At 74.1% G+C, this 12,510-nt stretch carries 11 protein-coding genes; 9 read left to right on the top strand and 2 right to left on the bottom strand.

The window, feature by feature from the left end; all coding sequences use genetic code 11:
- Window positions 1-212: 212 nt before the first annotated feature.
- On the top strand, window positions 213-767 hold the full coding sequence (locus ACFWPQ_RS23220; protein ID WP_384037830.1) for a hypothetical protein: 555 nt from the start codon (window positions 213-215) through the stop codon (window positions 765-767).
- Here ACFWPQ_RS23220 and ACFWPQ_RS23215 read toward each other — a convergent pair.
- On the bottom strand, window positions 748-1,638 hold the full coding sequence (locus ACFWPQ_RS23215) for a RimK family alpha-L-glutamate ligase (protein WP_384037827.1): 891 nt from the start codon (window positions 1,636-1,638) through the stop codon (window positions 748-750). The two genes, ACFWPQ_RS23220 and ACFWPQ_RS23215, sit on opposite strands and share 20 nt — an antisense overlap.
- Window positions 1,639-1,772: 134 nt before the next feature.
- On the opposite strand from ACFWPQ_RS23215, the gene ACFWPQ_RS23210 reads away from it, so the two are divergent.
- The 5 genes from ACFWPQ_RS23210 (at window position 1,773) to ACFWPQ_RS23190 (ending at window position 7,988) form a co-directional block, all read left to right on the top strand.
- Window positions 1,773-2,852 carry a MerR family transcriptional regulator gene (locus tag ACFWPQ_RS23210; RefSeq protein ID WP_384037824.1) on the top strand — a complete coding sequence of 360 codons (1,080 nt, stop codon included), beginning with the start codon at window positions 1,773-1,775 and terminating at the stop codon, window positions 2,850-2,852.
- Window positions 2,853-3,302: 450 nt separating this feature from the next.
- The gene (locus ACFWPQ_RS23205; protein WP_384037821.1) at window positions 3,303-4,784 is read left to right on the top strand and encodes an acyl-CoA synthetase; all 1,482 of its coding nucleotides are present in this window, start codon (window positions 3,303-3,305) and stop codon (window positions 4,782-4,784) included.
- Window positions 4,777-6,144 (top strand): carboxyl transferase domain-containing protein, encoded by a 1,368-nt coding sequence (locus ACFWPQ_RS23200; RefSeq protein WP_384037818.1) that lies wholly within the window; start codon window positions 4,777-4,779, stop codon window positions 6,142-6,144. Before ACFWPQ_RS23205 ends, ACFWPQ_RS23200 begins: the two co-directional genes overlap by 8 nt.
- A 157-nt stretch (window positions 6,145-6,301) precedes the next feature.
- On the top strand, window positions 6,302-7,339 hold the full coding sequence (locus tag ACFWPQ_RS23195) for a rod shape-determining protein (protein WP_361303101.1): 1,038 nt from the start codon (window positions 6,302-6,304) through the stop codon (window positions 7,337-7,339).
- A 112-nt stretch (window positions 7,340-7,451) separates the two neighbouring features.
- Window positions 7,452-7,988 (top strand): hypothetical protein, encoded by a 537-nt coding sequence (locus ACFWPQ_RS23190; protein WP_384037814.1) that lies wholly within the window; start codon window positions 7,452-7,454, stop codon window positions 7,986-7,988.
- A 29-nt stretch (window positions 7,989-8,017) separates the two neighbouring features.
- Here the strand turns inward: ACFWPQ_RS23190 and ACFWPQ_RS23185 are convergent, their stop codons facing one another.
- Complete coding sequence (locus ACFWPQ_RS23185) at window positions 8,018-8,899, bottom strand: DUF4231 domain-containing protein (RefSeq protein WP_361303095.1); 882 nt, start codon at window positions 8,897-8,899, stop codon at window positions 8,018-8,020.
- Window positions 8,900-9,121: 222 nt separating this feature from the next.
- Between ACFWPQ_RS23185 and fxsA the strand changes: the two genes are divergently transcribed.
- From fxsA to ACFWPQ_RS23170, 3 genes are all read left to right on the top strand, one after another.
- Window positions 9,122-9,286: an FxSxx-COOH cyclophane-containing RiPP peptide gene (gene fxsA / locus ACFWPQ_RS23180; RefSeq protein WP_361303092.1), complete on the top strand. Its 165-nt coding sequence runs from the start codon at window positions 9,122-9,124 to the stop codon at window positions 9,284-9,286.
- A 148-nt stretch (window positions 9,287-9,434) separates the two neighbouring features.
- Window positions 9,435-11,612: a radical SAM/SPASM protein FxsBH, inactivated beta-hydroxylase extension form gene (gene fxsBH, locus ACFWPQ_RS23175; protein ID WP_384037809.1), complete on the top strand. Its 2,178-nt coding sequence runs from the start codon at window positions 9,435-9,437 to the stop codon at window positions 11,610-11,612.
- On the top strand, window positions 11,609-12,472 hold the full coding sequence (locus ACFWPQ_RS23170; RefSeq protein ID WP_384037806.1) for an aminoglycoside N(3)-acetyltransferase: 864 nt from the start codon (window positions 11,609-11,611) through the stop codon (window positions 12,470-12,472). The genes fxsBH and ACFWPQ_RS23170 overlap by 4 nt, the downstream gene beginning before the upstream one ends.
- Window positions 12,473-12,510 lie beyond the last annotated feature (38 nt).

Here is a 12,510-nt window from a genome sequence, read left to right as displayed (position 1 = left end):
GGTCTAAGCGCCAGATATCGGTGCGCCGCGCGCCGGAGCCGCGGAGCCGTTCGAGATATCAACAGGCGATCGGCATGACGAACACAGGCTAACCATCGGGGATTCCGCGGGCAATGGCCGGGAACCAGCCGTGCACAACCAGGCACCAGCAGACACCGGCAGCAGCCCCGGCACGTGCACCCCACGTGCACCACCCGTGCACCATGGGTGCCATGCAACTGGACTTCCAGCTGGTGCTGCTGCGCCGCATGGCCGACCACAACCCGGACCTGGTCGAGGACGCCCGGCGCACGCTGGGCGCGTCGATCGCGGACATGCGGGAGGCCAACAAGCGCTGGCAGGCGATGGCCCGCTCGCCCCGCTCCCGCTCGGCCGCGGCCCGCTACCGCTCGGTCCTCGGCCCGCCCGAGTCGGAGACGAAACGGACCGTCGGCGACCTGGAGTGCGCGGCCTGGCAGTGGCCGCTCCCCCTCTGGCCCACCCTCCGCTTCGAGGTCATGGTCGCCCCCGGCGGCGCGGTCTGGAACGAGTGGCTGGTCCGCGCCCCCGGCGCCCCCGCCCCGAGGCTGGAGACCTTCGACGACCTGACCCCCTGGTCCTGCACGGTCGACGAGGCCGCGCGTGCCTTCGCCCCGGCCCGCCCCCTGGAGGGCACGGCCCCGACCCGCTGGGGGCTCACCTTCAAGGTGCCCGACGGCCGTCAGGTGGTCGCCGAGTTCACCTGGGGCCTGCTCCAGCGCACCGCGGTCATCGACGGGCCGCTCTGAGGATCGCCGCCGCCACGGCGTCCACCGATCCGGGGTGCAGGAACAGGAACAGGTTCGGTTCGACCAGCTCCAGCTCCATCACCTGCGGCCGCCCGTCCGCCCCGTCGACCAGGTCCACCCGGGCGTACAGCAGCTCGGGCGACTCCGGTACGGCGGCCAGCGCGCTCTCCGCGACGGCGAGTTCGGCCGGGGTCGGGGTCCACCTCTCCAGCTCCGGGTGGGCGACCTTGTCCGCGTCGTACGCCGTGCCCGGCGTGAGCACCGCCCGCTTGCGGCTGGCGTGCAGCAGCCGCCCGCCGAAGAACTGCAGCGCCCGTTCCCCGCTGACGTCGATGCCGGAGACGTACGGCTGGACCATCGCGGTCAGCCCCTCCTCGTGCATCCGGGCGAGGTGCCGTACGGCCGTCCCGTGCTCGGCGGGCGTGTAGCGGGCGGCGAACCGGGCACCGGCGCCGAAGGTGGGCTTGACGACGAAGTCGCGGTCGGCGGGGAGCTCGGCGGCCGGATCGCCGGGGGCCGGGTCGCCGGGGGCCAGATACCGGGTCGGCACGACCGGCACGCCGGCCGCCGCGAGGTCACCGAGGTACCGCTTGTCGGTGTTCCACCGCACGACCTCCGCCGGATTCGCGATCCGGGTCGCCTTCCCCACCCGCTCCACCCACGGCAGGAACTCGTCCGTACGCCAGGCGTAGTCCCAGGTGGAGCGGATGACGACCAGGTCGTGGTCGCCCCACTCCGTCCCGGGGTCGTCCCACGGCCGGGCGACGGCCTCGGCCCCCGCGTCGGCCAGCGCCCGCAGCAGCACCGGCAGGTCCCGGTCCTTGCTCGGTTCCGCGCCGGGGTCGTAGGTGGCGAGGGCTATGCGGGGCACGGTGGGGCTCCCTTGGCTGTCGACGACTGCATTCCTTCGTCAGGCTAACGGAACACCATTGACCTTCACCTTCGGTGAAGCCCCAGCATCGGTGGCGGACGTCGAGGAACACGAGGCACGGGCATGGAGACGACATGGAGTGGCTGACCATCGGGGCCTTCGCGAGGGCCAGCCGGCTGTCGCCGAAGGCGCTGCGGCTGTACGACGAGCTGGACCTGCTCAAGCCCGCCCGGGTCGACCCCGAGACCGGCTACCGGTACTACGCCGACGCGCAGCTGGAACGCGCCCGGCTGGTGGCCTGGCTGCGGCGGCTCGGCATGCCGCTGGCGCGGATCCGCGAGGTGTGCGCGCTGCCGCCCGGATCGGCCGCCCGGGAGGTGCGGGCCTACTGGGCCCGCGTCGAGGCGGAGACCGCCGTACGGCGGGACCTGGCCGCGTTCCTCGTCGACCACCTGTCCGGAGAGTCGAGAAGGGACACGATGAAGATGCTGGAGTTGCGTTATGCCGCCCGTTCGGACCGGGGGCACGTCCGGCCGTCCAACCAGGACACCGCGTACGCGGGGCGCCGGCTGCTGGCCGTCGCCGACGGGTGCGGGCCGGCCGGGGAGTCGGCCAGTGCGGCCGCCGTGGCGGCGCTCAAGCCCCTGGAGGACGCGGAGCTTTCGGCCGGGAACGTGCTGAATCTCCTGGAGGACGCGGTGCGTTCGGCGGACGAGGCGGTGCGGGAGGCGGCGGCGGGAAGCGCGGAGGTCGGCACCACGCTCACCGCGCTGCTGTGGACCGGGTCCCGGCTGGCCCTGGTGCACATCGGGGACTCGCGGGCGTATCTGCTGCGGGACGGGGAGCTGTTCCGGATCACGCACGACCACAGCGTGGTGCAGTCGCTGATCGACGAGGGCCGGCTGACGCCGGAAGAGGCCGAGAGCCATCCGGACCGGATGCTGCTGGCGAAAGCGCTGCCGGGCGGCACCGCCGACACCCCCGACCTGAAGCTCCACGAGGCCCGGGCCGGCGACCGGTACCTGCTGTGCTCGGACGGCCTGACCAGGGCGGTCTCCGAGGAACGGATCCGGGAGCTGCTGAGCGGGGGCGAGCCGGGGAGTGCGGTGCGGGTACTGACCGAGGCGGCCAACGCGGCGGGCGGCACCGACAACGTGAGCGCGGTGGTGGCCGACGTCGTCCCGACCACCCGCCCACCCGTCCAGGTCGGCTGAGAGGCTGGGGAAGAGCGGAAGAGCTGGATCCGATCAGGGCCGAGGACATGACGGGGAGGCGCCGGTCCCGGTCGGCCGCGAGGCCCGGGACGGGACGGGTCGGGTCGGGGCGGGTCGCGACAAAGCCAGAGCGGGCCGGGACAAGGCCCCCGGGCGACAGGAAAGGAGAACACCACCTCCGGGCTCGCCCCACCTCCGGCCCGCGGCCCCCGCTCCGCCCGGCAGAACGTCCGCCGCGACGCTCCACGGCACCGCCCCACGCCCACACCGGTCTCCACGACACCACCCCGGCCTCGCCCCCGCCTCACCCGCCCCCACCACGGCCACACCCGACCCCACCCCTGCGATGTGATCAAGGTCGTGGTGCGGAGCGCGAGTGGGGTGTCCTTGGGGTACCGCGCCTGGTGTAGGAAGGTGCTGTCGAGGTTCCGACCGGTGAGGAGTCGTCGCGTGTCCCTTCTGTTTCCGGCCCTGGTGGACGGTCCGGGCGAGCGCAGCGAGATGGGGGTCCCCCCGGACGGAGTCCGGGGGAAAGTGGCCCTGCGGTTCGGTGCGCGGGCGCTGACGTACGGGCAGCTCGCCGCCGCGGCCGGTGCCGTCGCGGGCCGGGTCGGGGACGCCGACCGGGTCGCGGTGTGGGCGACGCCGGAGCTGGAGACGGCCGTCGCCGTCGTCGGCACGCTGCTCGCCGGCCGGGCGGCCGTACCGCTGAACCCCAAGTCGGGCGAGAAGGAACTCGCGCACATCCTCTCCGACAGCGCGCCGAGCGCCGTCCTGGCCGCACCCGGCGCCCAACTCCCCGCCGCGCTGGCGGGCCTGGAGCGGATCGACGTCGACGCGCAGGGCGTGGGCCCGGTGCCCGAGGACCGCACCGCCGATGCCGACCCGGCCCTCGTCGTCTACACCTCCGGCACCACCGGCCCGCCCAAGGGCGCCGTCATCCCGCGCCGGGCGCTCGCCGCCACCCTGGACGCGCTCGCCGACGCCTGGCAGTGGACCGGGGAGGACGTCCTCGTCCACGGCCTGCCGCTGTTCCATGTGCACGGACTCGTGCTGGGGATCCTCGGGCCGCTGCGCCGCGGCGGCTCCGTCCGCCACCTCGGGCGGTTCGACACCGACGGGGTCACGCGGGAGCTGAACGACGGCGCGACCATGCTCTTCGGTGTGCCGACCATGTACCACCGGATCGCCGAAGCCCTGCCCGCCGACCCCGAGTTGGCGAAGGCGCTCGGCCGGGCCCGGCTGCTGGTCTCCGGCTCGGCCGCGCTGCCGGTCCACGACCACGAGCGGATCGCGGCGGCGACGGGGCGTCGGGTCGTCGAGCGGTACGGCATGACGGAGACCCTGATGAACACCAGCGTCAGGGCCGACGGCGAGGCCCGGGCGGGGACCGTGGGGGTGCCGCTGCCGGGGGTGGAGCTGCGGCTGGTGGAGGAGGACGGGACGGCGATCGCCGCGTTCGACGGGGAGACCGTCGGGGAGATCCAGGTGCGCGGCCCGAACCTGTTCACCGAGTACCTCAACCGGCCCGACGCCACCGCCGCCGCCTTCACCGCCGACGGCTGGTTCCGCACCGGCGACATGGCGGTGCGGGAGCCGGACGGCTATGTGCGGATCGTCGGGCGCAAGGCCACCGACCTGATCAAGAGCGGGGGTTACAAGATCGGGGCCGGTGAGATCGAGAACGCGCTGCTCGAACATCCGGGGGTGCGGGAGGCGGCGGTCACCGGGGAGCCGGACGCGGACCTGGGCGAGCGGATCGTCGCCTGGATCGTCCCGGCCGACCCGCAGGCACCGCCGTCCGCCGAGGAGTTGGCGAACCACGTCGCCGCGCGGCTCGCCCCGCACAAGCGGCCCCGCGTCGTCCACTACCTGGACGCCCTCCCCCGCAACGACATGGGGAAGATCATGAAGCGGGCCCTCGGTGCCTGAGCCGACCCCCGGGCGGCTCTCGGCCCGCCGCGTCCTCGCCCTCGTCACCGACCCCGGAACCTTCGCCGAACTCCCGCACCCGGCACGGCAGTCGCCGCCCGACGGCCCGCTCGGCTGGCAGGGGTACGACGCCTCGCGCGCCCGCGCCGCCGAGCGCACCGGCGAGGAGGAGTCCGTCGTCGTCGGCACCGCGCGGGTCGAGGGCACGGCGGCCGTGCTGATCGCCTTCGAGTTCGGCTTCCTCGGCGGCTCGCTCGGCGAGCACACCGGGGACCGGCTGGAGGCCGCGTACGTCCATGCCCGCGCCCACCGGCTCCCGGTGGTGCCGCTGGTCGCCACCGGCGGCAGCCGGATGCAGGAGGGCATGCTCGCCCTCTCCCAACTCCAGCGCGTGGCACGCCAGTCGGCGCTCACCCGGGAGGCGGGGCTGCCGCAGATCGCGGTCCTGCGCGACCCGACGACCGGCGGCGGCTGGGCCACCCTGGGCGCCGGTGCCGACGTGATCCTGGCGCTGCCCGGCGCCCAGGTGGGCTTCGCCGGCTCCCGGGTCCGCCCGCCGGACGCCGATCCGGCCGCGTACACGGCCGAGGCGCAGTTCGCGGCCGGGGCGGCCGACGCCGTGGTACCGCCGGAGGAGCTGAAGGCATCGCTCGGGCTGTGGCTGCGGCTGCTGACCGCCCCCGCCCCGATACCCGCCGACCCGCCGCTCGCCCTCGGCTCCACCGCGCTGCCGGCCACCGGCTGGGAGGCCGTCCGGCGCGCCCGCGCCCCGCACCGCCCGCGGGCCGAGGCCTACCTGGACGCGTACTTCACCCGCCGGGTCGCCCTCGTCGGCGACCGGTGCGGCGGGGCGGACCCGGACGGGATGCTCTGCGGCTTCGGCGAGCGGGACGGCCGTACGGTCGCCTTCGCCGCGCAGACCGGGACGGCGACCAGGCCCGCCGGCTACCGCACCGCCGCCCGTCTGATACGGCTCGCGGACCGGCTGGGGATCCCGGTGCTGACCCTCGTCGACACCCCGGGCGCCGCGAACGACGCCGCGGCCGAACGGCAGGGCGCCGGGGCCGCGATCGCGGAGCTGTTCGGCGAGGTCGCCGCGGCCCGGACACCGATCACCACCCTCGTCATCGGCGAGGGCGGCTCGGGCGGGGCGCTGGCGCTGGCCGCCCCCGGCAGCACCTGGGCCACCCCGGACAGCTACTTCTCCGTCATCGCACCGGAACTGGCGGCGGCGATCCTGAAGCGCCCCCCGGAGCAGACCGAGACCACCGCCGGCCACCTGCGCATCCGGCCCCAGGACCTGGTGGAGCTGGGGGTGGTCCGGGGCATCGTGGGCCCTTCCCGGGGCGGACCCGCCTGAGGCGGCCCGCTCCCCCGGACCGGCGAAACCCCCATTCAGCCGCACCCCGCCCGGCCCCTCCCCGCAGGCGCGCCGCTCCGATCCCCCGGAGGATGCGAAGCAGGCCGCCGACCGGCGGTGCCAACCCCCACGGCCCGCGCACTCGGGAGGATCTGCCGTGACCGTCAGTCTGGAGCAGTTGCGCCGCTGCCATTTCGCCGTCGATCTGGGGGCCTCCCGCACCCGCGTGTACGTGAAGGGCATCGGTCTGGTCGTGGACCAGCCCTCGGTCGCCGCCGTGAACACCCGGACCGGCGCCCTGATCGCGGTCGGCGAGTTCGCGGAGAAGATGACGGGCCGTACCCCCGACTACATCCGCGTGGTGCGGCCCATCTCCGGCGGGACCATCGTCGACATCGAGATCGCCCAGCGCATGCTGCGCCACCTGCTCGGCGACAAGATCCGGCGCTCGCTGCGGCGCAAGGCCCGGCTGCGGGCGGCGGCCTGCGCCCCGCACGACGCCGACCCGCTGGCCCAGCGGGCGATCATCGAGACGCTGGTGGGGCTGGGCGCGCGGCGGGTGGAGCTGGTCGACACGCTGATCGCGGCGGCGGTGGGGTGCGGGCTGCCGGTGGAGCGGCCCGAGGCCAGCATGATCCTGGTCTGCGGGGCGGCCGCCACGCAGGTCGCGGTGCTGTCGCTGGGGTCGATCGTGTGCGCCGAGCGGCTGCCCGTCGGCGGTGAGGCCGTGGACCGCGCGATCGTGCAGCACCTGCGGCACGAGCACGAGCTGATGCTGCCGAACCAGTCGGTACGGCCCCTGGAGCTGGCGCTGGACGGCAACGGCCTCACCCCGCACGGCCCGGCCTCCACCGAGATCCACGGGCGGGACGTGACCACCGGGCTGGCCCGCAGCGTGCGGGTCGACACCGCCGCCGTACGGGACGCCATCCAGACGCCCCTCATGTCCGTCCTGGACGGGATCGGCAAGGTGCTCCGGGACTGCCCGCCGGACCTGGTCGCCGATCTCGCCGACCGCGGGATCGTGATGGTCGGCGGGTCGGCGCTGCTGCCCGGCTTCGACCAGCTGCTGCGGGAGGCCACCGGGATGCCGGTGCACATCGCGGAGCGGCCGGACGTGTGCGCCGTCCAGGGCATCGGGGCGATGCTGGAGGGCCGGATCGAGCCGCTGGTGCTGGATCCGCTGGCCGCCTGAACACCCGTTCGTTCCCCCGACGCCCGGTCCATGTGAGCCGATGCGCCCCCTGCGCTCCTTGTCACCCCTGGATTAGGCTGGACTCACTGTTGGTGACGGGAGGGGACGTTCCGTGACAACCGATATCACCGAGTACCTCGCCGAGGCGGCAGCGGTCCCCCGCCTCGCCGTCTCCCGTGTCGGAGTGACCGGACACCGTTCGATCCCGGCGTCCGTCCTGCCCTTCGTCCGCTCCGCCCTGCGGCGCCAGTTCAGCCGTACCGACGTGGAGCTGGAGGCCCTCAGCTGCCTCGCGGCCGGCGCCGACCAGCTGTTCGCGGACATCGCCCTGGCCCACGGCGTCCCGGTGACGGCCGTGATCCCCGGCATGGACTACGAGGCCCACCTGGACGACGCGGAGGCCCAGGCCGCCTATCGCAGGATCCTGCGGTCCTGTACGGCCCGCGTCGACCTGCCCCGCCAGCCGACGCACGAGCAGGCGTACTTCGCGGCGGGCCGCTGGGTCGTGGACCACTGCGACCACCTGATCGCCGTCTGGGACGGCCGGCCGGCACGCGGCCCGGGCGGCACCGGCGACGTGGTGGCCTACGCACGGCGCAGGGGGGTGCCGGTGACGGTGCTGTGGCAGACAGGGGTGCGGCGGGACTGACGCCGGGCCGGTGCGCCATGGGGGGGACGTCAGGTGCCGAAGCGCACCAGCCATTCCGTGTGCGCCGGGGACATCAGGCGCTCCGCCTCCTCCACCGCCTCGGCCCAGCCCGCCTCGGTCACCGTCGTGCCCATGGCGATCCGGGCGGTCTCCAGATCCTGTTCGATGAGGGAGTGCGCCTGCGTCAGCGGGCCGTGCCGTCGCACCTCCTGCCAGGCGACACCGGCCGCGGCGGCCGCGCTGAGGAGCCCCGCGAGGTCGGCGCCGCCGAGCAGGCCGACGGTCCGCAGCAGGGCGGCCGCGAGGGCGAACAGGGTCAGTCCCGCGGTGACGGAGGACCAGCGGGCGGCGGCGCGGTGCGCGCGGACGGACCGGTTCTTGTACCAGACGGCCTGCTCCAGGAGCCGGTCGCGCAGGTAGAGGTCCCGGCGGGCCGCGTAGGACTTGGCCCGTTCGGCGCGCATCCGGGGTGTGATCTGCCCTCCGCCCCGTTCCCCGGGGTCGCTGCGGGAGTCCTCCCAGCCGCATTTGCGCAGCTCGCGCAGGCGTTCCTCGACACGCTCCGCGAAGACCGCGTCCGGGTCGGCGACATGGGAGTGGAAGGGCCCGCCGTGCACCATGTACTGCCAGGCCAGCGACTTCAGCAGCTCGGCGGCCGCCCGGTGCGCCTGCCAGTGGGCGCGGGAGCGGCGGCGCGAGGTGCTCAGGCCGAGGGCGATCGTCAGCCCGTACAGCACGGCGGCGAGCAGCGTCATGACGTGCCCCGACGCCTGTTCGGTCAGGACGGCGGCCGTGGTGGCCAGCAGAAGCAGCAGCAGATGCGTCCGCACCGCCCGGAACGAGTCACTCTGATGGCGCAACGCCCACTGGTCGCTCACCCGGAACAGCGGCGGCAGGTCCTGTTCGCCCATCGTGGTGCCCGGTATTGGAGTGATAGCGGCCCCCATGACGCCCCCCGAATTCACCGCGCGCCCCCGAAGGCTTGCGCGCGCCCCCGAACAAACGGCCTAAGAGAACAGTGAGTGGGTAAGGCAGGCTCGCGCACAAGAGGTTCGCCGGGCATTCCTGGTATAGGGTCCGCACCATCGGAACAAGACTGGGTTCCGCGGACCCGAACCGGAGCGACGAACATCATGCCCAACGCGACGCAGTCCCCCACCTCCGCGCCGGCCGTCCGGCACACTCCCCTGGAGGACATCGACCCGGACGCGGCCTCCGCGGCGCGCGCCATGCGTCGCGTGACCGACGTTCCCGACCGCCGCGCGAACCGGTTGGTCACCTTCAACTCGGCCGCCTGAGCGGAGACGACGCCGCGGGAACAGCACCCGGACGTGGGTGCGCCGGCAGCCGTGCGCGCCGTACGTACCCACGTCAATGCGTCAACATCTCTCGCAGTAATACGGTTTAGGACGCCCCGGGGGCGGGAAGTCTGCCAGACTCGCTCCAGTGACGAGCCAGTCGCCCGACAGCCCACCCCTGAGACAGCTGGTCCTCAAGATCCACAGTAGGTGTGATCTGCTCTGTGACCACTGTTACGTGTACCAGCACGCCGACCAGAGCTGGCAGTCACGCCCGACCTTCATCCGCCCGGACACCGTGCGTTCCGTCGCCGCCCGGCTGGCCGAGTACGTCGGCTCCCGAACCCTTGACTCCGTCTCGGTGATCCTGCACGGCGGTGAGCCACTGCTGGTCGGCCCGGCCCGGCTGCGGGACATCTGCGCGGAACTCACCCGCACCCTCTCCCCGCTGACCGCGCTCGATCTGCGCATGCACACCAACGCGGTCACCCTGAACCGGCGGCACCTGGACGTCTGCCGGGAGTTCGGGGTCCGGGTCAGTGTCTCGCTCGACGGCGACCGTGCGGCGAACGACCGGCACCGGCTCGACCGAAGGGGCCGCAGCAGTCACGACCGCGTGGTCCGCGGCATCCGGCTGCTCCAGGAGCCCGAGTACCGCCACCTGTTCAGCGGAGTGCTGTGCACGGTGGACGTCCTGAACGACCCCGTCGCCGTGCACGACGCCCTCACCGAACTGGCCCCGCCCCGGATCGACTACCTGCTTCCGCACTCCACCTGGGACAGCCCGCCGCCCAACCCAGCCCAGGCCGCCACGCCGTACGCCGACTGGCTGCTCGCGGTCTTCGACCGCTGGGAGGAGCAGGGCCGCCCGATGCCGGTGCGGACCTTCGAGTCGGTGCTCAGCACGCTGTACGGCGGGCCGCCCCTGACCGAGGCGCTCGGGCTGGCGCCCAGCGACCTGGCCGTGATCGAGACGGACGGCGCCTTCGAGCAGGCCGACTGGCTCAAGACCGCCTACGCGGGCGCTCCCGAGACGGGGTACGACGTCTTCCGGCACGGCTTCGCGGAGTTCGCCGCGCACCCCGGCGTCCAGGCCCGGCAGACGGGCGTCGACGGGCTCAGCGACACCTGCCGCCGGTGCCCGGTGGTGCGGTCCTGCGGCGGCGGCCTGTACGGGCACCGGTACAGCTCGGGGAACGGCTTCGACAACCCCAGTGTCTTCTGCGCCGATCTGCGCTCCCTGGTCGAGGGCATCGCCGACCGGTCGACCGACCGCTCCTTCTCGCCCGCGGTGCTGGGCTCCGACCAACTCTCCTGGGCCCAGCTGGAGTTGGCCCGGGTGCTGCTGCGCCGGGCGCAGGAGCGACTGGCGGCCGAACCGGACTGGGCCGACGCCTGGCGGCTCCTGCTGGCCCTGGACGCCGACCCCGGCACCGCCGGGCACCTGGACGAGGTGCTGGCACACCCCTATGTGCGCACCGGCCTCCAGCGCTCCCTGCACGGCCCCGTCGACACGGCCCGGTTCATGGCACTGGCCGCCGCGGCGGCCCTGCGGGCAGGGGCGGCGGCCACGCTGTCCTGGGACCAGCCCGACACCTGGCTGCACCTGCCCACCCGGGGCAGCTACCGTCTGGACGCCCCCGGCCGCATCGAGGTCACCGTGGCCCCGGACGCCTTCCGGGTGCGCGGTGAGCACGAGGCCGAGGGGAGCTGGGTACGCCTCGACGAGGTCCCCGTCTCGACGCGCTGGCGTCCCGTCGACCGGCTGCCGGTCCGGGACGGCCCGCTGGTCGACGACGCCGACCCCTACCGCGACTGCTATCCCGTCCCGGCCGCCCCGCCGCTTGAGTGCGGCGAGTTCGCCGAACGGATGGCCCGGGCCTACGAGTTGCTGGCGAAGGACGCACCGGCCCGGCACACCGACCCGGACGCGTTCCGTCCCACCGTCCTCACCCCGCTGGAGGCGGGCAGCGGTCTGGTGCTGGGCACCCACGGGTTCGGGGCGCTGGGCGTGGCGGTGGACGTGACACCGGAGCAGTTCGCCCGGGAACTCCCGCGCATCGGCCGGCGGGCCCGCCTCACCGCCCTGCGCGAGACGGCCGACCTGCACCCGCCGGGCAGCCCCGCGGGCGCCCTGCTGGACCGGGCGGACGAAGAGCTGGGCCGCCGGGCGCACGAGGAGGCGGCACGTGCGCTCACCGCGCTCACCCTGCTTCCGGAGTCCGAACTGACGCCCACCGGTGCGGTGCTGGCGGTCCGCATGTGGTCGCAGTGGGCGGACGTCCACGAGGCACCGGGCCCGCGGAACACCTGCGGGGCACCATGACCGGGGAACACCGGCGGGACACCTTGGCCGAGGGACACCTGCGGGACGCCATGGCCGGGGAACACCTGCGGGACGCCATGGCCGAAGGGCCGCGGTCGGCCGAACTGGACGACGTGCTGCGCTCGTTGGGCATCCGGCGGGGCGGGGTGCTGATGGTGCACGCCTCGCTGAGCGGCACCGACCTCGCCCCGGAGCTGGTCCGGGACGCGTTGCTGAACGCGCTCGGCCCCGAGGGCACCCTGATCGTGCCCACGTTCACGCCCGAGAACTCCGACACCTCCCGGGCCTATCGGGCGGCCGTCGCGGACATGAGCGAGGCGGAGGCCGCCGAGTACCGCAGGACGATGCCGCCGTTCGACCCGGACGCCACCGGATGCCCGACGATGGGGGCGCTCGCCGAGTGCGTGTGGTCGACGCGCGGGGCGGTGCGCAGCCCGCATCCGCAGACCTCCCTCGCCGGACTCGGGCCCCGGGCGGGGAAGTTGCTGCGCCGGCACCCGCTGCGCAGCCACCTGGGCCGGCTCTCCCCGATGGCGGGGCTGTACGCCGCCGACGCCCAGATCCTGCTGCTGCGGGTCGGGTTCGAGGTGTGCAGCGCGTTCCACTACGCCGAGTACCTGATGCGGCCGAGGCCGCCCCGGCGCACGTACCGGTGCGTGGTGGGCACCAAGGGGAACTGGGTCGAGTACCGGGATCTCTCCCTGGACGACAGCGACTTCGGGAAGATCGGCGCGCAGCTGCCGCCCCGCATGCTCGCCGAGGCCGCATGGGCCTCGCGGACGGTCGTGCTCTGTGCCATGCGGGACGTGGTGGGCCACGCCAAGGGGCAGATGTCTGGATATCGCCGGGCTTTGGCCTGAAAACAGTGAACCGGATACGGCATCCGTCGGGCACATTG

The organism is Streptomyces sp. NPDC058464 (genome assembly GCF_042721035.1).
GTDB lineage: Bacteria > Actinomycetota > Actinomycetes > Streptomycetales > Streptomycetaceae > Streptomyces.
Note: the sequence above shows the minus strand (reverse complement) of the source record. Positions and strands in the feature narration are given on the sequence as shown.

Excerpts from the sequence above, each read along its gene's own strand:
- fxsA (WP_361303092.1), top strand. The coding sequence starts at position 9,122 with ATGCCCAACGCGACGCAGTCCCCCACCTCCGCGCCGGCCGTCCGGCAC.
- ACFWPQ_RS23210 (WP_384037824.1), top strand. The coding sequence starts at position 1,773 with ATGGAGTGGCTGACCATCGGGGCCTTCGCGAGGGCCAGCCGGCTGTCG.
- ACFWPQ_RS23185 (WP_361303095.1), bottom strand. The coding sequence starts at position 8,899 with ATGGGCGAACAGGACCTGCCGCCGCTGTTCCGGGTGAGCGACCAGTGG.
- ACFWPQ_RS23220 (WP_384037830.1), top strand. The coding sequence starts at position 213 with ATGCAACTGGACTTCCAGCTGGTGCTGCTGCGCCGCATGGCCGACCAC.
- ACFWPQ_RS23170 (WP_384037806.1), top strand. The coding sequence starts at position 11,609 with ATGACCGGGGAACACCGGCGGGACACCTTGGCCGAGGGACACCTGCGG.